The 23,257-nt window shown below is 56.9% G+C and carries 17 protein-coding genes; 5 read left to right on the top strand and 12 right to left on the bottom strand.

From position 1 onward, the window contains the following. Positions 1-8: 8 nt before the first annotated feature. Positions 9-1,862 carry a polysaccharide deacetylase family protein gene (locus PG722_RS06560; protein WP_270580018.1) on the top strand — a complete coding sequence of 618 codons (1,854 nt, stop codon included), beginning with the start codon at positions 9-11 and terminating at the stop codon, positions 1,860-1,862. A gap of 299 nt (positions 1,863-2,161) precedes the next feature. On the opposite strand, the gene aguB is transcribed toward PG722_RS06560, so the two are convergent. Together aguB and rnr are read right to left on the bottom strand one after the other, a co-directional pair. Further along, a complete protein-coding gene (aguB, locus tag PG722_RS06555; RefSeq protein WP_270580017.1) occupies positions 2,162-3,034 on the bottom strand; it encodes an N-carbamoylputrescine amidase in 873 nt (290 codons plus the stop codon). Positions 3,035-3,217: 183 nt separating this feature from the next. Next, complete coding sequence (rnr, locus tag PG722_RS06550) at positions 3,218-5,488, bottom strand: ribonuclease R (protein WP_270580016.1); 2,271 nt, start codon at positions 5,486-5,488, stop codon at positions 3,218-3,220. Between the two features lie 213 nt (positions 5,489-5,701). Here rnr and PG722_RS06545 point away from each other — a divergent pair, with 213 nt between their 5' ends. Genes PG722_RS06545 through PG722_RS06535 form a run of 3 tightly spaced genes read left to right on the top strand, consistent with a single transcriptional unit; the run spans position 5,702 to position 8,762 of the window. Next, positions 5,702-6,457 carry an SDR family NAD(P)-dependent oxidoreductase gene (locus PG722_RS06545; RefSeq protein WP_117751914.1) on the top strand — a complete coding sequence of 252 codons (756 nt, stop codon included), beginning with the start codon at positions 5,702-5,704 and terminating at the stop codon, positions 6,455-6,457. After that, the gene (locus tag PG722_RS06540; protein ID WP_270580015.1) at positions 6,454-7,254 is read left to right on the top strand and encodes a tRNA lysidine(34) synthetase; all 801 of its coding nucleotides are present in this window, start codon (positions 6,454-6,456) and stop codon (positions 7,252-7,254) included. Before PG722_RS06545 ends, PG722_RS06540 begins: the two co-directional genes overlap by 4 nt. A 14-nt stretch (positions 7,255-7,268) precedes the next feature. Beyond that, complete coding sequence (locus tag PG722_RS06535; RefSeq protein ID WP_270580014.1) at positions 7,269-8,762, top strand: AAA family ATPase; 1,494 nt, start codon at positions 7,269-7,271, stop codon at positions 8,760-8,762. Positions 8,763-9,009: 247 nt separating this feature from the next. On the opposite strand, the gene PG722_RS06530 is transcribed toward PG722_RS06535, so the two are convergent. The 7 genes from PG722_RS06530 to PG722_RS06500 all read right to left on the bottom strand — a co-directional run bounded on the left by PG722_RS06530 (position 9,010) and on the right by PG722_RS06500 (position 17,678). Next, the gene (locus tag PG722_RS06530; RefSeq protein WP_270580012.1) at positions 9,010-9,987 is read right to left on the bottom strand and encodes a TraX family protein; all 978 of its coding nucleotides are present in this window, start codon (positions 9,985-9,987) and stop codon (positions 9,010-9,012) included. 195 nt (positions 9,988-10,182) lie between these two features. After that, entirely contained in the window at positions 10,183-11,616 is a 1,434-nt protein-coding gene (locus PG722_RS06525; protein ID WP_270580011.1) for a hypothetical protein, read from the bottom strand. Between the two features lies 1 nt (position 11,617). After that, positions 11,618-12,436: a sensor histidine kinase gene (locus tag PG722_RS06520; RefSeq protein WP_118360885.1), complete on the bottom strand. Its 819-nt coding sequence runs from the start codon at positions 12,434-12,436 to the stop codon at positions 11,618-11,620. Positions 12,437-12,445: 9 nt separating this feature from the next. Beyond that, positions 12,446-14,029 (bottom strand): response regulator transcription factor, encoded by a 1,584-nt coding sequence (locus PG722_RS06515; RefSeq protein WP_270580010.1) that lies wholly within the window; start codon positions 14,027-14,029, stop codon positions 12,446-12,448. Positions 14,030-14,166: 137 nt separating this feature from the next. Further along, on the bottom strand, positions 14,167-15,132 hold the full coding sequence (locus PG722_RS06510) for a sugar ABC transporter substrate-binding protein (protein WP_270418742.1): 966 nt from the start codon (positions 15,130-15,132) through the stop codon (positions 14,167-14,169). Between the two features lie 92 nt (positions 15,133-15,224). Then, a complete protein-coding gene (locus PG722_RS06505; RefSeq protein WP_118360888.1) occupies positions 15,225-16,169 on the bottom strand; it encodes an ABC transporter permease in 945 nt (314 codons plus the stop codon). A 15-nt stretch (positions 16,170-16,184) separates the two neighbouring features. Then, entirely contained in the window at positions 16,185-17,678 is a 1,494-nt protein-coding gene (locus tag PG722_RS06500) for a sugar ABC transporter ATP-binding protein (protein ID WP_270384564.1), read from the bottom strand. Positions 17,679-18,110: 432 nt separating this feature from the next. On the opposite strand from PG722_RS06500, the gene PG722_RS06495 reads away from it, so the two are divergent. After that, positions 18,111-18,746 (top strand): hypothetical protein, encoded by a 636-nt coding sequence (locus PG722_RS06495; RefSeq protein ID WP_270580008.1) that lies wholly within the window; start codon positions 18,111-18,113, stop codon positions 18,744-18,746. 124 nt (positions 18,747-18,870) lie between these two features. On the opposite strand, the gene PG722_RS06490 is transcribed toward PG722_RS06495, so the two are convergent. From PG722_RS06490 to PG722_RS06480, 3 genes are read right to left on the bottom strand one after another with little or no spacing between them, the layout of a single operon-like run. Beyond that, positions 18,871-20,787 (bottom strand): sensor histidine kinase, encoded by a 1,917-nt coding sequence (locus PG722_RS06490; RefSeq protein ID WP_270580007.1) that lies wholly within the window; start codon positions 20,785-20,787, stop codon positions 18,871-18,873. Continuing rightward, the gene (locus tag PG722_RS06485; protein ID WP_270580006.1) at positions 20,784-22,463 is read right to left on the bottom strand and encodes a hypothetical protein; all 1,680 of its coding nucleotides are present in this window, start codon (positions 22,461-22,463) and stop codon (positions 20,784-20,786) included. The genes PG722_RS06490 and PG722_RS06485 overlap by 4 nt, the downstream gene beginning before the upstream one ends. After that, positions 22,460-23,182, bottom strand: coding sequence for a LytR/AlgR family response regulator transcription factor (locus PG722_RS06480; RefSeq protein WP_270477537.1), 723 nt, complete (start codon positions 23,180-23,182; stop codon positions 22,460-22,462). Before PG722_RS06480 ends, PG722_RS06485 begins: the two co-directional genes overlap by 4 nt. Positions 23,183-23,257: the final 75 nt, after the last annotated feature.

Genomic DNA, 23,257 nt, shown 5'->3' with positions numbered 1-23,257 from the left:
GGCAGAGCATGAACGCAAAAAAATGGGTGCTTTCTCTGCCCGTTATCGTGCTGATCCTGGCCGCACTGCTGGCCGGATTTAACTACGTCACCGACCCGTTCGGCGCGTTCGGCGACCGGTTTATGCAGTGGTTTTCGTATGACGAGACCAACAACCCGCGTGCGGCGAAAATCTCCTATCTCGAGCAGCACCATGACGAGTACGACTCGTATTTCCTCGGCTGCTCGTCCACCAGCTCGCTGCCGACCGAGTCGTTTAACGAGATGCTGAACGCCAGATTCTACAACATGATCATGTACGGCGCGGATATGAAGGACTGCGAAAAGATTGCAAACTACCTGATCGACAACTACACGGTCAAAAATCTGGTGCTGAATGTATATCTGGACAACGGACTGACCTACGATGATGAGTCCAACAAGCTGACCCACAGTCTGCACTACAAGACCGACCCGGATATGTCCGCGCTGTCGTATTACTCGCGGTTTCTGTTTGCGGACCCGCGGTACGGCTGGCAGAAGCTGGTGAACAAGAAGAAAGACACGCTCATGCCGCAGTCGTTCGACGTATTCGACGAGCAGACCGGCGCATATGACAAGCGCGTGCGTGATGTAGAGCCGATCGGCTCTACCGCGGATTATCTGAACGCCTATCCGGTATTCACCAATTATCCCAACCACGAGCCGCTGCACCTGTACAAGACCGAAGCCTGCATGCAGTCGGTAGCCGCAATCCGCAAGGTTTGCGAGGAAAACGGCGTCAATCTGATTGTGCTGACCGCTCCGGTGTACACCGACTATTACAAGAACTTTTACGAAGAGGATATCACGAATTTCTACGAATCTCTTGCCAAAGTGACCGATTACTGGGATTTTTCGTCCTCGTCTGTCAGCAGCGAGCCGCGCTTCTTCTACGACAGCACGCACTTCCGCAACAACATTGGCGAGATGATGGCAACCCGCATTGCCGAGAAGGAGTATCCTGACTTTACGCCTGCTATCACCGCAATTCCGTCGGATTTCGGCACTTATGTGACCTCTGACACGCCGCATGACTATTTCACGCAGCGTCCTGCACCGCGCACGGACAACGATACCGCCGTTAAGGTTCCGGTTCTGACGTGGCACCAGTTGACCGAGGAGGTCAGCGGCTCGGCTACCATTTCGCCGGAGGCGTTCCGCAAACAGATTCAGGCGCTTTCTGATGCCGGCTGGAACACGATTTCGCTCGAGCAGCTGCGCGATTACGTCTACAATGGTACACCGCTGCCCGCGAAACCCATCGTTCTCACGTTTGACGACGGCTATCTGAGCAACTACGCGGACGCATTCCCTGTTCTCAAGGAATACAACATGAAGGCGACCATTTTCGCCATCGGCGTTTCCATCGGCAAGGACACCTACAAGGATACCGACCACGCCATGACACCGCACTTCGGCGCGGCTGAGATGCAGGAAATGGTGGATTCCGGCCTGATTTCCATCCAGAGCCACACCTATGACATGCACCAGTGGCCGCCGTTCGAGGACGGAAACGACCGTGTTCGGGAAACACTCGCGCAGCTGCCCGGCGAAAGCGATGCGGACTATGAAGCCGCTGTCAGGGCTGATATCCAGCAGAGCCAGCAGGCCATCGAGCCGATCACCGGCGAAAAGGTCAACGCGCTGTCCTATCCGGAAGGCGCATACGGCACGCTGACGATGGATGCGCTGCGCAGCCAGGGCATCGAGCTGACGTTCACCACCCAGCCGGGCGTGAATGCGGTCGTGCAGGGTATGCCGCAGACGCTGTACAGCATGCACCGCATCACCATGACCGAGGATACGGATATGGAGAACTTTCTGGCAAAATTGGAGCAATAATCCTTTATACAGCAAAAACCCGATTGCGTACACGCAATCGGGTTTTCCAGTCTGTCAAAAAAGTATTATTTTAATTTTTACGCTTCGTGCGGCAGCACGCATTTAATAGAATTTGCGGAGCAAATTCATAAAAACCGGGGGCGTGTACCTCGGTTTTTATACTTTAAGAGGGAGAAAGTTTCCGAATGGGAACTTTCGGACGTCCGTGTTTTGCGAAGTCAAAACACAGATTGTCGGAAAAACGATAGTTTTTCGACAGTCTCACCCGATTGCGTACACGCAATCGGGTTTTCTTTTGCTTATTCTGCGCCGTAACCGCGCATTGCGCCATACATTTCCGGTCTCCGGTCGCGGTAGACACCCCACGAACGGCGCATCTCACGGATTTCATCCAGATCGAACGTATGCGTCAGCACGCCTGCGTTTTCGCGGTCAGCCTGCTCGACAAGCGCGCCGGTCTCATCCGCGATGAAGGACGAGCCGTAGAACGTCAGCGAGGACGACTGGTGCTGGTTATCCTCGGTCGGCTTGACGGTCTCGGTGCCGATGCGGTTTGCCGCGATCAGCGGCATAATGTTCGCCGCCGCGTGACCCTGCATACAGCGCCGCCAGTGCGGCATGGAATCGCAGTCGAGAATCGGCTCGGAACCGATGGCAGTCGGGTAGAACAGCAGTTCCGCGCCTTGCAGCGCCATGCAGCGCGCGGATTCCGGGAACCACTGATCCCAGCAGATACCGACGCCGATTTTCGCATAAGCCGTATCCCAGACCTTGAAGCCGGTATTTCCGGGCGTAAAATAGAACTTTTCCTGATAAAAATGGTCATCCGGAATGTGGGTCTTGCGGTACTGACCCATGATCGTGCCGTCCGCGTCAATGACAGCCACCGTGTTGAACGTGGTCTCACCGACCCGCTCGTAGTAGCTGACCGGAATGACGACCTTGAAATCACGGGCAATGGTCTGCATCTCGCGGACCGCCGGATTTTCCTCGAGCGTTGTCGCTAAATGGTAATTTTCATAGCTTTTTTCCTGGCAGAAATACCAGTTTTCAAACAGTTCGGGCAGCAAAATGATCTGCGCACCCTGAGATGCCGCTTCACGAACCTTCTCGCAGGCTTCATCCAGACCATAGGTCATCTGAATCGCAGCAACGGTTACTTTATTGGACATAAAAGATTCTCTCCTTTATAGCGGCAACACCACACAATTAAAGCTGCGGTGCTTTGCGGAAATTTTGTGCTCTGCTGTCGTTGCGATTTCATGGTAATACACAAAGTATTACCGCAAAACCACGCCTAAGCAGAACGCAAAATTTGCTCGCAAATCACTCTTGTTCAATTATGCGGTATTGCCTTATCTTCTCTTGCGCGTGGGCGGTTTTTTGCCCTTGCCAGGCTTGCCGCCGCGCCCCTTGCCGCTGTGGCGGCGGCGCTCTGCGCGATTGCCTCTCGGAGCACGGTCGGTGTCCTCACGGCGCAGACGATCCAGCTTTTCCGAAACCGGAAGCGAGCCGTCTGCCGGTGCAAAGTCGATCTGACCGGTGGTGTCGCTTGCAGCAAGCAGCTTAACACGCATCGGCGTGCCGATCGTAAACCGCTTGCCGGTGTGGCGGCCGACCATCGCCATGTGCTCCTCGTCATACTGGTAGAAGTCGCCGGTCATCAGCTCGGCTCGAATCAGACCCTCACAGCCGTTTTCCAGCGCAACGAACACGCCGAACGACTGCACGCCGGAAACCTCCGCGTCAAATTCCTCACCGATAAACTGCTGCATGTAGGACGCGATATACAGCTTGTCGATGTCGCGTTCGCAGTTGTCGGCAGCCTGCTCACGATTGGTGGACTGGTCCGCGGCTTCCTCGCACATAGTTTCGTCTGCCGCGGTAAATTCTTCACCGAGCAGCGCCTTCTGCAGCATGCGGTGTGCCACCAGATCGGGATAACGGCGGATTGGCGAGGTAAAGTGCAGGTAGAACTTTGCCTTCAGGCCGTAATGGCCGATGCACTCATCCGCGTAGCGGGCACGCGCCAGCGAGCGCAGCAGAAGCGTCGGCAGCACGCGCTGCTTCGGGTCGTTCTTTGCGCCGCGCAGCACGGTCTGGAACTGCGCCGTATCCTCCGGCTTGGACGGGTCGATGCGGTAGCCGAACGGACGCGCAAACGACGCAAACACGCGCAGCTTGTCCGGATCGGGATTCTCGTGCACACGGTAGACGGTCGGCAGCTCGCGCTTGCACATATACTCGGCAACCGCTTCGTTGGCCTGCAGCATGAATTCCTCAATCAGCTTTTCACTCTCGCCGCGTTCACGGAACCGGATTTCAACCGGCTTGCCGTTCTCGTCCACGCGGATTTCCGCCTCCGGAATGTCCAGCTCGAGTGCGCCGCGCTCAATGCGGCGCTTGTACAGCGCGTGCGCCAGATTGTTCATCGTCTCGGCAGTCTCGACCAGAAAAGCGTATTCCTCGCGCAGCCCCTTGTCCCCCGCGAGGATTTTGTTGACCTTGTTGTAGGTCATGCGGGCCTTGGAGCAGATGACCGACTTGGCAAATTTCGCACCATACCGGCGGCCGTCCTTATCGACCTCCATCAGCGCGGAGAACGCCAGACGGTCCACCTTCGGGTTGAGCGAGCAGATGCCGTTGGACAGCGCGAACGGCAGCATCGGCACAACGTGTCCCGGGAAATAAACCGACGTGCCGCGGCGGAACGCCTCGGCGTCAAGCGGCGAATCCGGCGTGACGTAATGGCTCACGTCCGCGATGTGTACGCCGAGCAGATAGTGTCCGTTTTCCAGCTTTTCGAGCGATACCGCGTCGTCAAAGTCCTTCGCGTCATCGCCGTCGATGGTAAAGATCAGCTTGTCGCGCAGATCGAGCCGCTTGCCGGCGGTGCCCATATCGACCTCCTGCGGAATGGCGAGCGCCTGCTCGAGCACCTCGTTCGGGAATACATCGTACACACCGTTTTCGTGCAGAACAGCCGCGATAGCGGCCTCCATTGTACCGCTTTCGCCCAAATCCACGCGAACAACGCCCTGCGGCATAAACTGCTCATCGCCGTAGTGCGAGATCGAAACAGCCACGCAGTCACCGACGGCGGCTTCGCCGAGGTCATGCTTGTCCACCGCGATCTCCGGATACTTTTTCGAGGTCGGCTGCACGAAAAATGCCTTGCCGCGCTGCACGAGTTCGCCGGTCAGCTCTTTGCCGGCGCGTCCCAGCACGCGGATAACGGTTGCTTCCTTGCGGCCGCGGTTGTTCTTGCGCTCACTCACCTTGACGAGCACGCGGTCGCCGTGCCACGCACCGCCGGACGCATTCGGCGGGATGAACAGATCATCCGGCTTGGCTTCGCCCTCCGGATAATCCGGCGCGACAAACGCGAATGCCCGCTCGGTAGCCAGATAGGTTCCGGCCGCACAGCCGTAGTGCGCGGAGACCGCAAAGCGGTTTTTCTTATTTTTCATCACCCTGCCGTCCGCAATGAGCGCGTCCAGCGCGTTTTTGAGATTGTTTTTGCCTGCATTCGGCAGCTCGCGCCGGATGTCCTCAATACGGCACGGGTGCACCAGGATTTCCAACAGTCTGGATTCCAATTCGGTGTCTGCTTCTTTATTTTTCATGTTCGCCCCTCCAATCTTCGGCTTCTGGCGAAAAATCAATGCACTATTTCATTGTTATTATACCATTCTCAAATCTTATTGAAAAGCCAAAACCAAGTAAACCCATCACCATCCGCAAATTTGTACAGAATGTGACGAACAACATGAATTGACGCGGACAAGTCCGCATGGTACTATATAATAAGTTATCACAGTGATTTGGAGGGAATTTGCATGAAAGCACTCATCACGGGTGCGTCCTCTGGACTGGGACGCGAAATGGCGCGCCTGCTGGCGGCACGCGGCTACGAGCTGATCCTGTGCGCCCGCAGAGAGGAACGCCTGCGCGAACTGGCGGCAGAGCTGCCGGTACCGTGCCGCGTCATCGCGGCGGACGTGTCGGACGAGCAGGAATGCCGCCTGCTGTACGAGGCGGTACAAAGCGAGGAGCTGGAGGTCGTGATCAACAACGCGGGTTTCGGCCTGTTCGGCGAGTTTGTCACCGCCGATCTGGATGAGGAGCTGCGCATGATCGACACCAACGTGCGTGCCGTGCACATTCTCACCAAGCTGGCTGTGCGGGATTTTGTGCAGCGCGGACGCGGCTACATTCTCAACGTATCGTCCTCGGCAGGATTTTTGCCGGGACCGCTGATGGCAACCTATTACGCCACCAAAAACTATGTTCTGCGCCTGACAGAAGCCTTGCGCGAGGAGCTGCGCCGCGCCGGCTCTCCGGTGCGTGTGTGCGCCCTCTGTCCGGGACCGGTGGACACCGAGTTCAACAAGGTCGCAGGCGTGCGGTTTTCGCTCTCCGGTCTGTCGGCAGAGCGTGTGGCGCGCGAAGCTGTTGACGGCCTGTTTGCGGGCAAGGCGGTTGTCGTTCCGGGTGCAGCCATGAAGGCCATGACACTGGCGCGGCATTTCGCGCCGGACAGCATTCTTGCCCGTATCACCTATCATTTTCAGCATAAGAAGGGCGCAAAATGACTGCAAAAGAGATAAAAAGAACGCTGCAAAGCGAATTTGTGCGTACACTGCGCAAGCCGTTCGTGGACGCGGTCAAGGCATATAAGCTGGTAAAACCAGGCGATAAAGTCGCGGTCTGCATCTCGGGCGGCAAGGATTCCATGCTGCTGGCACTGCTGCTGCAGGATTTACAGCACACGGTGGATTTTGACCTCGTGTTCCTTGCAATGGACCCGGGCTATGCGCCGGAGGGCCGCAAGCACCTCGAGGAAAACGCGAAACGGCTGGACATTCCGCTCGAAATTTTCGATACCGATGTACTGCGCGTGGCAGGGGGGCATTCTGCCGAGCATCCGTGCTTCCTGTGTGCAAAGATGCGCCGCGGCTATCTGTACACCGAAGCACGCAAGCGCGGCTGCAATAAAATCGCGCTCGGTCATCACTATGATGATGCCATCGGCACCGTGCTGATGGGACTGATCTACGGCGGTCAGGTGCAGGCCATGCTGCCGCGCGTCAAGGCCAAGAATTACGAGGGCATGGAGCTGATCCGTCCGCTGTATTTCACGCGCGAGCAGAGTGTCCTCGACTGGACGGAATATTGCGGTCTGACCTTTCTGCCGTGCGACTGTCCGGCAAAAAAGCTGGAAAGCGACACCAAACGCGCCGAAATCAAGCAGCTGATCGCGTCTCTCGCGGCAAACAACCCGCAGATCGAAGCGAATATCTTCAACGCGGTCAAGAACGTCGATACCGTCAAGCTGCTCGGCTGGCGCGATGCGAACGGTAAACATAATTTTCTGGATCAATTTGAGTGATTCGAGGAACTATCATGAACATAAAGAGAGCAAAAAACGAAATCAAAAACGCACTCAAGGCGTATCTTGCGACCGATGAATTCGGCGCGTACCGCATTCCGCCGATTCGGCAGCGGCCAATCCTGCTGATGGGACCTCCGGGCATCGGCAAAACGCAGATCATGCAGCAGATTGCCGAGGAGACCGGCGTCGGTCTTGTCTCCTACACGCTGACGCACCACACGCGCCAGTCCGCGCTCGGTCTGCCGTTCATCGACAAGGTGGTGCTCGGCGGCGAGGAACGCACGGTCACCGCCTACACGATGAGCGAGATTATCGCTTCGGTGTACCGCGAAATGGAACGTACAGGCGTAAAAGAAGGCATTCTGTTTCTCGATGAGATCAACTGCATTTCCGAGACGCTCACGCCGATGATGCTGCAGTTTCTGCAGTGCAAGACCTTCGGCAACCAACAGTTGCCCGCCGGATGGGTAGTCGTAGCGGCCGGAAATCCGCCGGAATACAACAAATCCGTGCGGGAATTTGACGTGGTAACACTCGATCGCGTCAAAAAAATCGACATCGAAGAGGATTTCGGCGTGTGGAAGGAGTACGCGTACCGACGAGGCATCCACGGTGCCATCCTGTCCTATCTCGAGATCCGGCGCGAGCATTTTTACCGCGTAGAGGCCACCGCCGACGGACTGCAGTTTGTCACCGCACGCGGCTGGGAGGATTTGTCCGAGCTGATGCAGGTGTACGAGTCGCTGGGTATTCCGATTGATCGTCAGGTTGTGGAGCAGTATCTGCAGCTGCCGCAGGTGGCAAGCGATTTTGCGAATTATCTGCAGCTTTATGACAAATACAAGCAGGTTTACCGCGTAGATGAGCTGCTTTCCGGCACCTGGGAGCCGGTTCGCGCTTCCGAACTGCGGGACGCGCCGTTTGACGAAAAGCTGGGCGTACTCGGTCTGCTGCTGAGCCGGCTGGCGGACGGTGCCCGTGACGCGTACCGTCTGGATGCGCTGACCGACGCACTTCATGCCGACCTGCTCGCCATCCGAGAAGGCGAAAAAGCCATCACTTCCCTGCCGGATGAAAAACGTGCCGCGCTTGCAGACAAGCGAAACGGCGGCTCGTCCGACAAGGACGCGCTCTATGTCGCCTCCCGTGAGGTGGAGCGTCTGGACGCCTACCGACAGACGCTCACACTCGAAAAAGTACCCGATGAGCAGCAGTTTGACCACCTGAAGGCGCTTTTCTCCGCCGATGTGGACGCACGCGCGGCCGCCGCAGACAAGACCGACACCGAACTTGCGAACGCCTTTGCCTTCCTCGATGCCGCCATTCCGGACTCGCAGGAGCTGGTGCTGTTCGCTACCGAGCTGACCGCGAACTGGTTTACCTCGTGGTTTATCCAGAACTTCGGGTGCGATGCATATTTCGCGCATAACAAGCGCCTGCTGTTCGATGATACGCAGAAACAGCTTCTGCAGAATATTGAATCCGCAAGAAACGAAGAATCCTAAACATTCTGCCCAGAAACCCGGTTGCGCATTAGGCCGCAGCCGGGTTTCCGGCGTATGTAGAAAAGGTAAATTGTAAAGGCAATACCGTATAATTGAACAAGAGCGATTTGCGAATAAATTTTGCATACTGATAAGACGCGGACGGAACTCGCGCAAGGAACCGAAGCCAAAATCAGAATACAAAATTTCCGCTTAAAGCCTGCAAAAAACAGACCGACATTCACTCTGTCGGTCTGTTTTTTGCGATTTACAAATAATACTTCAACAGCTTGAGCTGCGTCAGCGGACCTTCCGCTGCAATCACCATCGCCCAGATCACCGCGAGGTGCAGCGGATACGCCGCATAAAAGGCTTTGTTCAGCTTCGGGTGCGGTTTCCGGCTGCGCTCGCCGTTGTACAGCAGCAGAAGGAGCGCTGCCGCCGCCGTGCCGCGGATCGAACCCCAATCCGGCATACCGAGCGAGGAATAAAACAGCGCACCCCAGAGTAAAACAACAAGCGCGCGGCTCCATCGGCTCTCGGCATACGACAGGCACAAAATCAGCAAAATTCCCCATACACCGTAGTCGATGTTGCACCGGAGATGCGCAAGCGGATACCGCTCAAACAGCAGCACAACAAACACGAGCACCGCAAACCGCGCGAGCCAATCCCGCAGGGCAAGGTGCTTTCGCCAAACGTGCAGCAGCGCGACCGCGATTGCCGAGGCAAGGAGCAGCACGGTGCACAGCCGGCGGAAGCGCGAGTCAAACTCCGGCTCCGCCGTATAGACCGCGAAGCCGCCGCAGGCGAGCAGGAGCACCGCAAGCCCTTTGGACTGAATCACCCGCGCCAGCGGCTTTTTACGAAAGAAAACCAGCAGAACCAGCCCGATAAACAGCGTAAACAGAATATTTAAGTTTCGGAACGCCCGACTCGGATCGGCGGGAAACACCGCTCCGAACGCGGGCTCGAGATACCAGCGGTTGAGCGTAAACGCATACGGAAGCTGCGAGATGACCCCGAGCAGCAGCAGACGCCCGCCGTATCGGCGGAGATCATGGCTGTGGCGGAATCCTTCGACCAGACAGAAGGCATAAATCGGAAACGCCATGCGTCCGATTGCTCTGGAAATCATATACACCTTGCTAAACGCCGGAAAAAACACCCTGTCCAGACGGCACGCCGCCGCATGGTCAATCACCATCGCAAGGAACGCGGCAAGCTTCAGCATCAGTTCGGTCATAACAGTCCCTCCTTTCCGACTGTTGCGGAAAGCGGCATCCGGAGGAGTATTGACGCTGATCGAATACCGCTTTGTTTCCTATGCTTTTACAGTTCTATTATATCGGTTTCCGCAGATTGTCACAATGTGGGATTCCCACAAAGTCGGAGGTCGGTTGTCGTGCAGATTGGATAAGAAAAACGCCGCCTGCACACATCATTCCTTGATGTAGCGCAGACGGCGCAGAAACTCTTCGTTGTCGGTTTTTTCGCAGATGGCGTCAATGCCGGAGGAGATGATCCAGACCGCCATGCCGCGCCGCGCGCACAGCACCAGCATATCAATGATCATCTTGTGATGCGCCGATTCCTGTCCCGCGAACGGGAAAAAGCAGATCAGCAGCTTGGGATTGAGCAGATACCACCGATAATACGAAAACCGCAGACGATCGGGCAGTGACCATGCGCTGATCGGACGCAGCAGCATTTCGCGCGGGAACCAGCGAGTCGCCTCCTCCAGAATACTGGAGACGAGCTTTTTGCGGATCAGCCGCTTGTCTGCCTTAGGAATCAGACAGGTGCACAGATTGTCGAGCGCGGTCATGTTGTCAAACAGCACGCCGCCCGGCCGGTCGGGCCGCTCAATCTGGATGCCGATCTCGGTGCCGATGATACGGTTCAGCTCGCTGTGGTCGTAAATTCTGCCGTCCAGCCGGAAAATGCCGTTCTGCCAGCCCTGATTCCCCAGAAAGCAGTCGTGCAGACGGCGTCCGGTGCTGTAATTCTCATCGTGCAGAAAGGCGATCTCGCCGGCGCATATCTCGAAGGACAGCGGCGGCAGTGGCGGCAGGAACAGTTCAAATACGGAAAGCACCGTCTTGCCCTTTGCGGGCGCTGTGCGCTCCATCCATGCCGGACGGCTGGCACGCTCCCAACCGAGCAGCTCAAACAGGCGCGGGCCGTATTCCTCGGGATACAGCCGGAAAAAGGTGCGGCGCTCCTTAATCACATCAATGCGGCCGGCATAGCGGAACATGAACATCTCATCCATATCGAAAAGGAGCACCGCCATGCCATGCCCGAGCAGAAGCTGTACGCACTGCATCAGCCGGTCCTGATCCTGCCGGCGCAGTGCCTCTGTCAGCCGATCGAGGACGAGCAGCCGGCAGCCGGTGAACCATGCGCGGAACACCGAAAGCCGGTAATAATCCAGCACCGAAAGGTCGGCAAGGCGCGTCTCCCACGAATGCTCCAGCCCAAGCTGCCGCAGCATATCGGTCGCGGCAAGCGATTTCAGCCGTGCCGCACTGCGGTTCTTCTGCCGGTATGAGGTCGTTCTGCCAAGCGCCAGCACAAAATCGCGCATGGTCAGCTCCCTGCCCGCAAAGCGGGATTTGTCCACCAGCATGGTGTTCTGCCGGATCCAGTGCTCAATCACTGCGGCGCCTGTCTTGCTGCCGCAGCAGAAGGCGCGTCCGTCCGTCAGTGCAAGGCGTCCCTTGAAAAGATCCAGATATGCAGTACCGGAGGTCAAATACTCATCCACATATACGCCGATGCACTCGCCACAGGAAACCGAGATATCAAACCGGTATTCGCCGGTATCGCTGCGGAATACACCATGCTCAATGCGTATCAGTTCTTCCTTCATGTCACTCCTCCTGCAGCAGCAGCGGCAGTGTAACGCAGCATTCGGTACCGATTCCCTTCGCGCTGAATATCCGCAGACCGTAATTTTCTCCGAACATCAGCCGTATACGGCTGTTGACATTGCGCAGCGCAATGCCGCCGCGTTTGCGGCTGACGGCGTTCGCGCTGCCATGGGCAAACTCCTCGTTCAGCTGCTCCACCTGCTCCTCGGAAATACCGATTCCGTCGTCCTTGACGCGCAGGAACAGCGTGTTTTCGCTGTTTTCCACCGAAATATGTACGGTTCCCTGCCCTATCTTGCTCTCCAGGCCATGCACGACGGCGTTTTCCACCAGCGGCTGCAGGATCAGCTTGGGCATACGCGCCTCGAGCAGGTCCTCGTTTTCCATTTCCAGTTCCATATCCAGCTTGTCACCGAAGCGGCAGCGCTGGATGGTGAAATAGTTCTCGGCGTTGTCCAACTCGTCCGAAAAGGTGACATATTCCTGCACATTGGAGATGGTGTAGCGAAAAAAAGTCGCCAGTGCCTCGGTCGTCTCCGCGATGTCCTCGCAATCCGCCAAGAGCGCATCCGAACGGATCGCCTCAAGCGCATTGTACAGAAAATGCGGATTGATCTGGTTTTGCAGCGCCAGATACTCCGCCTGCTTCTGCCGCAGGCGGGTGATCTCCTCGCCGTGCAGACGATCCTCGATCTCGTGGAAAAAGGCAAAAATATCGCGGCAGCGGCTCCAATCCTCGTGCAGCACCGCATCCAAATTGCCGTCCCGCCGATAACGGCGCAGCGCCCGGCGCAGCTTCCATTGTGTTTTCAGCCACATGCCCTTCACCTACCTGTACAGCTTTTTATAGTCCGACGGACTGATTCCGGTGGTTTTCTTGAACAGGCGGGAGAAATATTTCAGGTCACGGTAGCCAACCTGTTCGGCAACGTCCTGCACCGAGCATTCATCGCCGCACAGCAATTCCTTCGCCTTATTCATGCGCAGCTCGGTCAGATAATCCATGAAATTCTGTCCGGTCTCCTTTTTGAACATGGCGGAAAAGTAGGTCGCGTTGAAGCCGACCGCATTGCTGACGTCCTCGAGCCGCAGAGACTCCTGATAATGCTGCTGGATAAAGTGCTTTGCGTCCGTAATGGGACGCGCTTCGCGCTGAGAGCGCTCCCGGCGCAGGCGGTTCAGCTCACCGCTGACGCCGTCCTGCAGCAGTCGAAGCAGCTCCTGTGCGTTGGTACACTGCCACAGTCCGTCCTCCATGCGCTGATAGAACTGCTCATCGGCGCTGCCGTCCTGCTGCAAGCCGTAGCGCACCGCAGTTAGTATCTGCCGGAACCAGTCCTCCAGCATTTGTCCCCAGAGCGGCTGCATAGACATAACTGCGCGGTAGCTGTCCTCCAGCTCCTCGGCGTACTGCTCGGTGTTCAGACATGCGGCAGCCTCCTGAAAGCGACGCTTCTGCGCGCCGTCCAGCGTATAATGCAGGGAAAAATCCGGTGTTTCGGCTTCGGCGTCCCGCCAGTTTGGTGTGTGGCACAAACCGTCGATGCACAGCCAAAGCGCCTCCTTCAGCGAAACGGACAGCTTTTCTGCGGTGCTCTGCCGACTGCCAAGGCAGACGGCGGCGCGAATGCCCCAGAACAGGTCGCGCTGCTTTTCGATTTCCTTGCGTATCTTGGTGAAGCACCGCTTGACCTCGACCGGCTGATACTCCGGCGTATACACGGCCGCCACGATACCCTCGCGGCGTGCCGATGCCACAAAGCCGCAGTCCATCTGTCCCAGCTCCTGCCGGACGATCTCGAGCGCGTGCTTCTGCATGGCACGGAAGCCGTCCTGATTTTCTGCCGCGGACGGAATATTCGGCTTGATAACAGCCGCAAAGTAGCTGCCGCCTTCGGGCAGACCGCGCTCCAGATCAAACGAGCGCACGGTGCTCGAGGTGCGTACACCGCCGCGCACCTCAGTCATCAGGGTGTCGATGATGCGCTCCTGCTCGCGCTCGCTGCTCTTTTTCAAGCGGTACTCTATCGCTGCTTCCTCGCCCATCTTCTCCTTGAGGCTGATCAGCAGATCGACCATTTCCTCCTGCTTGAGCGGCTTAAGCAGATAGCCTTCTACGCCGTATTTGAGCGCATTCTGCGCATATTCAAACTGGCGGTAGCCGCTGACGATGATAAAATGCAGTCCCGGCTGAATCTGCTTTGCCTGCCGAATGAGGTCAATGCCGTCATAGCCGGGCATGCGGATATCGGTCACCAGCAAGTGCGGCTTCTTTTCGCGCACTTGATCGAGTGCGCTTATACCGTCGCTCGCCATGCCGACAATCTCAAAGCCAAGACCTTCCCAGTCAATCAGCTTGCGCATCAGCAGCAGGACCTTTTTTTCATCATCTGCCAGTACGACCCTTAACATACATATTCCCCTTTGAAGGTAATTTTAGGAAAATGAATTTCGCTTGTTGATAAGAAAAAGGGAAAACGTATCCGTTTTCCCTTTTTCTTATTCATAATAACACTGTTTGCAAGGATTTGCAAAGCATTTTCAAGAAATTACTCGTAATCCTTAACGTTGCTGGAGTCGATCCAGGTGTTGTCGGTTACGATCTCGGTGGTGTCGAGGGTTTCACCCTTGAGCAGCTTAACAGCAGCCTCGATGCCGTTTGCAGCCATAGCGCCGCCGTTCTGAGAAACGGTACCGGTGATGCGGCCGTCCTGAATAGCCTCAAAGCCGTCCGGCGTGCCGTCAACGCCTGTGATAACGATGCCGGAGTTTGCACCTGCTGCGTTGCCGGCGCCTACTGCCATGCCGTCGTTCTCACAAACGATAGCATCCAGATCGTAAGCGGACAGCCAGCTCTCAACAGTGGACTGTGCGCTTGCGGTATCCCACTGGCAGTCAGCCGGAGCAACGACCTGCTTGATCTCGGGGTAGTTCTTCAGAATGTTCTCGTAGCCTTCCATGCGCTGCAGACCGCCTGCGTCGCCGGACGGGCCGGTCAGGATAGCGATGTTGCCCTTGCCGCCGAGGAGCTTTGCAACCTGCTCCATCTCGGTTTCGCCGGCCTTTACGTTGTTGCCGTAGGAAACAGCGGAGATGCCGTTGTTCTGCCAGTCGGTGCAGGCAGAGATGATGTTGATCATAACAACGCCGGCATCAGCTGCAGACTTTGCAGCATCCGCGAGGCCGTCCGGATCAACAGGCTCGAACAGGATGGCGTCATAGCCCTCGGATACGCACTGCTCAATCTGGCTGATCTGGGTAGCGGCGTCCTGATCGGCACTCAGAATGGTCAGGTCAACGCCCAACTCGTCAGCCTTGGCCTCAGCAGCCTCGGATACGGCAATCTGGAATGCGTTGGTCTGGTGCTGCTGGATGAGGGCGATCTTGTAGGAATCGCTGCCGGAATCAGCACCGGAATCGGTGCCTGCATCAGAACCGGTGGAAGTACCACCGCAGGCAGCCAGACTCAGAGTCATGGCACCGGTAAGCAGCATAGCGAGAAGTCTCTTTTTCATTTTCTTTTTCCTCCTTAGAGAAGTTGTGGTTATGATAGGAGGAGAGAGGAGCGTTCGCACGCTCCTGCGGTCCTCACAGTCAACAATGGAAATCAGTTTTTCTTGGTCTTGCCCTTTACGTCGATCAGAACGGCTACCACGATGATAACGCCCTTGACGATCTTCTGCCAGTGGGACGATACGCCCATGATATCCAGACCGTTTGCGATAACGGTGATCAGCAGACAGCCGATGACAACGCCCCACGGCTTGCCTACGCCGCCGGTCATGGATACACCGCCGACTACGCACGCGGTGATGGCGTCCATCTCGTAGCTCTCGGCTGCGGTCGGCTGGCCGATGGTAACGCGGGAGGTCATCAGGAAGCCGCACAGACCAGCCAGCAGGCCGGCAATGGCGAACGTGGAGATGCGGATCGCGGTGGTGTTGATGCCGGAAACGCGGGCTGCCTGCAGATTGCCGCCGCAAGCGTAAACACGTCGTCCGTAAACCGTTTTAGATAAAACAAATGCACAGATGATGATAACGATTACAAGAAAGATGGACAGCATCGGAATGCCTGCGATAGAAGATGCAGCGACAGCCTTGTAGCCCTTGCTGATGCCGGTGATCGGCTTGCCGTTGGAGGTCAGCAGCGCCAGACCACGCACAGCCGTCATCGAGCCGAGTGTCATAATAAACGGGGGCAAATCGCCGATGGCAACGCCGATACCGTTTACCATGCCGACTGCCAGACCGGCCAGCATCGCAACGACCAGCGGCACGATGAGCGGCAGATCACCCTTGCCGAGCAGCGCTGCCAAAATGCCGGTGAATGCTACGGTAGAGCCGACCGACATATCAAATCCGCCCGCAATAATGACGAACATCATGCCGAACGCCAGAATGCCGTTGATGGAAGCCTGCTTGAGGATGTTGACGAGGTTGTTCGGGCTGATGAAGCTGGGCTTCAGAATGGTCAGCGCAACGACCAGTACGATAAAGATCAGGAAGATGAAGTATTCACTGATCAGTCCTTTAAGATTTTTCTGTTTCATGTTGTTCCCCTTCCTTTATACTTCAAGCGCGGATGCCAGCGTCATGATGCGTTCCTGCGAGAACTCGTTGCGCTTCACCTCGCCGGAGAGATTGCCTTCGCACATTACCATGATGCGGTCGCAGACGCCCATCAGTTCGGGGATCTCGGACGAAATCATGATAACCGCCTTGCCCTGCTGCACCAGCTTGCCGAGCAGCAGATAAATATCGCGCTTAGCGCCGACGTCGATACCGCGGGTCGGCTCATCGAGAATGATGACGTCCGGATCGTTCAGCAGCCACTTGGCGATAACGATCTTCTGCTGGTTGCCGCCGGACAGGTTGCCCGCGATCTGGTCGCCGGAAGGAGTTTTGATATTCAGCTTTTTGATGTACTCCATGGAAGCGGCGCGTGCCTTGCCCTTGTTATAAAGACCATGGCTGAGCAGCTTCTTGATCGCTACCATGGCGATATTGTCGTTTACCGAACCGCTGAGGTTCAAACCGGTGACCTTACGGTCCTCGGTGATGAGGGCCACGCCCTCCTTGATGATATCCTTCGGAGAGTGGACCTTGATCTTTTTGCCCTTGACAAAAATCTCACCCTGCGACAGCTCGTGTATACCGAAGATGCCTTCCACCAGTTCGCTTCGACCTGCGCCTACCAGACCGCCGATGCCGAGAATCTCGCCGCGGCGAACCGAAAGGCTGACGCCCTTTACCTTGTTGTCGGCGCGAACGATGTTCTTTGCCTCAAAGATCACATCGCCGATCTCCGCATCCAGCTTGGGGAATACATCGGTGATTTCGCGGCCGACCATCATCTTGATGAGCTGCGACTCGTCCAGATCCTTAGTATCGCCCGAGCCGATGTACTGACCATCGCGGTAAACGCTGACGCGGTCACAGATGGAGAAGATCTCGTCCATGCGGTGCGAAATGTAGATAATCGCAACACCCTTTGCCGTCAGGCTGCGGATATGCTCGAACAGCAGCTCAACCTCACGGTCGGTGATAGCGGCGGTCGGCTCGTCCATGACAATGACCTTGGCGTTGATGGAAATTGCCTTGATGATCTCGATCAGTTGGCACTGTGCAACGGTGAGGTTGCGCAGCTTTTCCTTCGGGGAAACGTGCAGACCGCACTCCTTGATGAGCTTTTCCGCTTCTGCGATCTCTGCCTTTGCATCGACCAGACCGTTTTTGCGGAGCTCGCGTCCGACGAAGATATTTTCATACACGGACATATCCAGAATCGGGTTCAGCTCCTGATGGATCATGGCAACACCATGGTCCATGGCTTCCTTCGGGTTAGAAACGTGATACGGCTGACCGTTGAAGATGATCTCGCCGCCCTCGTCCTTGGTGTAAATGCCCATCAGAATTTTCATCAGGGTGGATTTACCGGCACCGTTCTCGCCCATCAGCGCGTGAACCTCGCCCGGCTTCACTTGAAGCTGCACATGATCAAGCGCCTTTACGCCCGGGAAAGACTTGCTGATATCTTTCATTTCCAGTACATACTCCATGCTGCTCTTCCCTCCTCATGTGTCATTTCTTTGTGATGATTTTATCAAAGTCGCCGAAATTAGAAAACACACAATCTTCACATTAGGGGTGATAATTTTTAGTTTTTTTACAAATACGGCACTTTGCTTAAAACACTGTATTTCAAATTGTGCAGATTGACAATATCTTTTGTGTACACCGATTCAAATGTACGCAGAGCAGCAGGTCCCTGCACAGTGCATTTCCTGTGCAGAGACCTTGGGAAACACCGCACAATTAAAGCGCTCTTGTTCAATTATAGTGAAGATTTCCATCGGAGTGAGAAACCGCTCATCTGAGCAGAGCTTATACATCACGGCAGTGTGGAGAGCCATATGCGGATAACCTGTTTTCACCGTTTCGATGCAGAAACAGTGAACCCAACGGCAAAATGAAAAGATGAGGTGCCGCTTATGCGCAGCAGAGATACAGAAAAGACGATAAGAGAGCTTCAGCAGTTCCTGCGCGAGCATGAGGACGAAATCACTGATGAGGACAGCATGCATCGTCTGGCGATAACCTTTATGTCGCAGCACAACAGCCGGTTGCAGCCGAAACAGACCGAGCCGGAAGACGCATCCGATTATCTGGAGCTGGCGGAGGCGGCGAGCTCTAAGAAGAAACGGCTGGAATACCTGCACAAAGCGGTCGAAGTCGAGCCGGAAAATATTGACGTGCAGTTGGAGCTGCTGCTTGCGGAGCACAAAAAGTACGGCGGATATGAGGAAACGCAGATGCTGCTTCCGCTGGCCATTCTGTACTACAAGCAGAACCAGTTCGACAAGGCGAAAGACTATTTGAACCGCCTTGCTAAAGTAAACCGAGACACAAAGAAGTTCATGCGTCTGGAGGCGAAGCACGATGGGTACAGCCTGCGTATGGAACAGGGAATGTACGGCTATCGGCCGGGCACCATTGAAGAACTGGTAGACGCGTATTTGAACCCGACCTATCTGTTCAATGCAACGCCGTATTTCAGCCAGTGGGCATATCAATATCTGCGCACGCAGACTGCCTCGAAGAAGAAAAAGCCGAAAAACGAGGAGTAAGTCCGAGAGCCGCAGCGAATAACGAAGATGACAAGAACCCGATACGGTGTAAAGCACGGTATCGGGTTCTTGTTCTGTTTCATAAATAGGACATGGGGCTACGTCCAAGCAGGTGTTTTCCTCGCTATTCTTCTTCATCCGCACGTTCCGGCAGGATGAGCACCACGCGGAATATGCTTTCCTGCGGCTCGAACTCCACCGTTCCGCCAAGACGGCGAGTCAGCTCGCGCACCGAGGCGGTTCCGATTCCGCTGCCCGTATGCTTGCGCGAAAGGAACGCACTGCCGCGCCGGTTCACCTCGCCGTCATAGCTGTTTTCGAGCACCACATACAGCCGCCGAAACTGCTGCTTCATGTGCAGGCAGATGGACTTTTCCGTGCTTTCGGGCAGTCTCCAGCACGCCTCCAGCGCATTTTCCAGCAGATTCCCCAGTATGGTGCAGAACTGCACGCTGAACGCAGCGGTATCCTCGGACAGCTCGGCGCGAACCGACACCCGAATTCCTGTGCGCCGCGCAGAGCTGACATAATAGTACAGCATCGCATCCACCGCCGGATCGTGGCAGTAGCTTTCCGGTCGGGTCGCTTCGGACAGCGCAGTAATGCGGCTGATATACGTAAGCTGCGCCTCCGGATCGCCCGCCATACCCGCAATCGTGCGCAGATGCTGTCGGAAATCGTGCCGCTGGCGGCGGCTTTCCTCAATCTTCTCCGAAATCTGCGCAAAATGCGCCTTCTGCATGGCAAGCTGCCGCGCCATCTGCCGCTGCTCCTCCGTAAAGGTCAGGCTGCGTCGATAGCCCTGTGCGATATCCTGCCAGAACACCGCGCCCAGCACGCACACCAACAGCAGGCAGCCCCATTCATAAAACCATTTGCCGAGAATCGGCTCGTAGGCAGGCAGCAGGCAGTCCCACAAAAACAGCGTGCCGTAGAAAATATCCGCGCAGAACAGCGCTCCGGCGTGCCATTCCCGTCGGCGCGCCGCATAGAGGGCCGAGCCGAGCAGATAGACTGTCACCGCCAGCCGAAACAGCACCGTCAGATCGGAAAATGCGCGGATACTCCATTCGGACAGGTGCGCGGCACACGCACCGCACAGCAGCGCCGCACCACATATGCCGGCGCAGACCAGAACCGCCGCCTTGCGCACGGCATTCGGCAGCGCACAAATACGTCCATGCAGCAGAACGATCAGCAGCGTAGTCAGGTAGCCGCTGACCAGCTCGATGGTGTACCAAGGCTGCACCGGCAGCGCCTTCAGCGCATGAACGACCGGACCGGACAGCAGCACTGCCGCGCTCAGACTCAGCAGCAGAAACAGCCGTGAATTAGGCGGGCACCGCATGGAGCCGAGACACAGCCACAGCGCAAAGGACGCAAACAGCAGCATAAGTGTCAGCATAGCGGCGGAGATGCACACGCGCACCGCACGCTGGGTATTCACGCCCAGCGCTGTACCGAACGCCGGCGGATAGGTCATACCGCTGTATATCCAGCTTTCATCTCGCACCGCCAGCAGCAGGCGCACCGTGCCGCTGCCCTCAAAGCTGACCGCACGGTTTTGCAGCCATGAGCGGTACTGCTCGGCGTTCGTCTCGCCCGCGGAGAGCACCAGTTCGTCATCAATATAAAACCGATAAGCGGAAAAGATCTCGGGCAGCTCGATCAAATACCGCCGCGGCGTTTCGGGCAGCAGCAGCGTCAGCATATAGGTGCCGCAGCCATGCGGCGTCCGTTCCGTTCTGCCGAAAGCAAAATTGCTGTATGCGCCAATCTGCACTGAACGAACGGTGCTTTTATCGCGGTTTTCGCAGGTTTTCGGGGAAAGCAGCACATCGGGATAGAAATTCCAGCCGTTCCACAGGCTGCGCACCGGATACGCCGCCAAATCGTCCTCAGAAACGAACAGCGTTCCGGCGATTGCCTGCGGCGCAGACTGCGTATATTTGTTGTCATAGTGGTACAACAGCAGGCAGAACGCAGATGCCGCCGCAAATACCAGCAAAGCCGTCAGCAAACGGCGAAAGAACCGGCTCACAGGTGTTTCCTCCACCACATCAGACCGAAAACTGCCGCCAGCACGGCCGCGCCTGCAGCCGCAAACGGCAGCTTCTGTTCCGGTTCGGCAGGTGCTTCTGCCTCATCGGTCGTCAGCGTCATACCGTCCGGCAGGTCGATCTTCTCTCCGTTCAGCCGCAGTTCCGCCTGTGCTCTTCCCTCTGCCGATCGAGTGAGCGTAACCGCAAGAGTATCCGCATCGGTCAGCTCCAGCGCCCGCAGCGTATCGACCGGAAGCGAAAAGGCAATACCGTTTTTATTCAGCGTCAACGGCTCGTCCAGCTCGATCAGCGCCAGCAGGCGCGTACCGGAAAGCACCGCACCGTCTGCGGTGTCCTGCTCAAGGACAGTCGCGGCCGGCTCCGCCGCAACCGACTGCTTGACTTCGCCGGACGGCGCGCCAGCGGGTTGCCGCTGCACCGGCTGTCGGCTCTCGGTCTGACCGCGCAGCACCGGCGGCGTCGGTATCGTTGCCTCATCCTCTAGCCTTGACGGCGCAGTAATGAAAGGAACGGTGGGGACTGCCGTTTCCGGCTTCTCCGGTGCTGCGGGCGTCTCCGATTCATCGTCTGCGGGCAGGTCAGGCTCGGGTGCTTGAGCGGCATCTTCGGACGGCGTTTCCGGCTCGTCCGCTGCCGGTTCGGAGGTACTCGGTCGATGGTGCGAGCCGCCCGAATGTGAGCCGCCGGGCGATGGCTGAATAATATCCGGCAGATAGGTATCCTCACCGCCGCCGTCGCGGCTGCCCGCACTGTAGCCGTGCTTGAGCGGAGCGACGTCGTATGTAAAGGTCAGAATGCCGGTCTGCCCTCCGGGATATTCCACCTGCAATGCACAGGTCGTTCCCGATGTCAGTCCGCAGGTCTGCGGATAGAGTTTCAGCGCATCCGTCCCGACCGAAATCCCGCGCGTCAGCGCCTCCCATGCACCGTTTTCCTGCTTAAGCCATACCGTGAACCGGTCGCGCTGCGCCTTTTGCTCCTCGGTCAGCACCCACGGAAAAATCATCTGACCGCGTGCCGTGATGAACTCACCGATCTCCGGCTTTCCGGTCTGCTGTACGCTCACGCGACAGCGAATCATCGGCGCTTCCACGCCCTCGGCAAGCGAAAAGCACGCTCTGTCCTCCCCATCGACCAAAAGCAGCGGCGCCACAGCATCATACACGCCGGGCGTATTCCAATCGACCGCCGACAGCTCCCACGCTCCGGTGAAAAAGTCATAGGGTGTGCCATCCGCATCATAGCCGCACAAGCCGTCTCTCGCATCACGGAAAAAGGCGTGCAGCGCGTCCGCATCTCCGCAGGCAATCGCGGCTACGTCAACATTTACCTGTGTGTCGAAGCGCGTCAGCACGATGGTTTCCGGTTCCGGTTCGGGCGTGGATTCGGGCGGTTCGGATTCCGGTTCGGGCTCGATCCAAAAGCCGCTGTCCATATCGGGTTCTGCCGGCTGAATCGCGCCGTTTTCCTCATTTTCGTCCGATACTTCCGGCGTTTCCTCGATGGTTTCCGTATCGGCAGGCTGATTTTCCGCAATGGCAGGCGGCTGCTCCGCGCCGTGCTCCGGCAGATCCGGCAGTTCGTCCGCCAATGCCGCGCCGGTACACGCTGCCGCGCACAGCAGCGGCAAAATCAGCTTCGCATATGCTCTCATAATCCCCTCTCCATTTCCCGCAGGGCAAACGCCTGAAAGCTGCGCAGCACCTCGCTGCGGCAGCGCCGCGCAATCGGCAGACGAAGTCCGTTATCCATAATAAAATCACTGCCCTCCTGCGCGGCTACATGCCCGAGTTGGATTAAAATACCGCGCCCGATGCCGAGAAAACGGTTGTCCGTCTCCAGCGGCGCGGTCAGTTCGGCAAAGGTCGCTGCACTCTCAATACTGTACTCACACAGGCGCACCACGCCACGCCGTGCGATCGACTCGATGCACACAATCTCCCGCCGGGAAAGCATCTGCACGCCGCTTTTGGTGGGTACAGTCAAAAGATCGGACGGATCGGGCGCAGGAAAGCAGAAATCCAACGCCTGCCGCAGGCGCTCCTCGGCAAAGGGCTTAACCAAATAGTAGGTGGCGCGCACCGCATAGCTTTCCAACATAAACTCCTGGCTGGTGGTAAGGAAAATGATCCGGCAAGCCGGGTCGCGGTGATACAGCAGCCGCGCGACCTCCATGCCGCTGACCTCGCCCATGTAAATATCAATAAATGCGGCGTCATACCGTCTGGGCACGAACGCGGCGGTAAATTCCTCGCCGGAGGCAAACTCCTCGATGGTGAACGCAGCGCCGCGCGGTGCAAGCTCCCGCTCGAGCGCCTCCCGCAGAACCGCGCGGTCGGCGGACAGATCATCTATAATCGCGATACGCAGCATACAACGCCTCCTGAATAAACTATTCCATTTTCATTATAGCACAAAAACAACGCGGTCGAGCAACCGTTTGGTCGC

The organism is Butyricicoccus sp. OF27-2pH9A (genome assembly GCF_027693185.1).
Taxonomy (GTDB): Bacteria; Bacillota; Clostridia; order Oscillospirales; family Butyricicoccaceae; genus Agathobaculum; species Agathobaculum butyriciproducens.
This window is presented reverse-complemented; position numbering and strand designations above follow the sequence as displayed.

Bases quoted from the DNA above. Each gene is read 5' to 3' on its own strand.
- PG722_RS06520 (WP_118360885.1), bottom strand. From the start codon at position 12,436: ATGTGGCTGAAAACACAATGGAAGCTGCGCCGGGCGCTGCGCCGTTAT.
- PG722_RS06510 (WP_270418742.1), bottom strand. From the start codon at position 15,132: ATGAAAAAGAGACTTCTCGCTATGCTGCTTACCGGTGCCATGACTCTG.
- PG722_RS06530 (WP_270580012.1), bottom strand. From the start codon at position 9,987: ATGACCGAACTGATGCTGAAGCTTGCCGCGTTCCTTGCGATGGTGATT.
- PG722_RS06545 (WP_117751914.1), top strand. From the start codon at position 5,702: ATGAAAGCACTCATCACGGGTGCGTCCTCTGGACTGGGACGCGAAATG.
- PG722_RS06535 (WP_270580014.1), top strand. From the start codon at position 7,269: ATGAACATAAAGAGAGCAAAAAACGAAATCAAAAACGCACTCAAGGCG.
- PG722_RS06540 (WP_270580015.1), top strand. From the start codon at position 6,454: ATGACTGCAAAAGAGATAAAAAGAACGCTGCAAAGCGAATTTGTGCGT.
- rnr (WP_270580016.1), bottom strand. From the start codon at position 5,488: ATGAAAAATAAAGAAGCAGACACCGAATTGGAATCCAGACTGTTGGAA.
- aguB (WP_270580017.1), bottom strand. From the start codon at position 3,034: ATGTCCAATAAAGTAACCGTTGCTGCGATTCAGATGACCTATGGTCTG.
- PG722_RS06495 (WP_270580008.1), top strand. From the start codon at position 18,111: ATGCGCAGCAGAGATACAGAAAAGACGATAAGAGAGCTTCAGCAGTTC.
- PG722_RS06480 (WP_270477537.1), bottom strand. From the start codon at position 23,182: ATGCTGCGTATCGCGATTATAGATGATCTGTCCGCCGACCGCGCGGTT.
- PG722_RS06500 (WP_270384564.1), bottom strand. From the start codon at position 17,678: ATGGAGTATGTACTGGAAATGAAAGATATCAGCAAGTCTTTCCCGGGC.
- PG722_RS06515 (WP_270580010.1), bottom strand. From the start codon at position 14,029: ATGTTAAGGGTCGTACTGGCAGATGATGAAAAAAAGGTCCTGCTGCTG.
- PG722_RS06560 (WP_270580018.1), top strand. From the start codon at position 9: ATGAACGCAAAAAAATGGGTGCTTTCTCTGCCCGTTATCGTGCTGATC.
- PG722_RS06505 (WP_118360888.1), bottom strand. From the start codon at position 16,169: ATGAAACAGAAAAATCTTAAAGGACTGATCAGTGAATACTTCATCTTC.
- PG722_RS06485 (WP_270580006.1), bottom strand. From the start codon at position 22,463: ATGAGAGCATATGCGAAGCTGATTTTGCCGCTGCTGTGCGCGGCAGCG.
- PG722_RS06525 (WP_270580011.1), bottom strand. From the start codon at position 11,616: ATGAAGGAAGAACTGATACGCATTGAGCATGGTGTATTCCGCAGCGAT.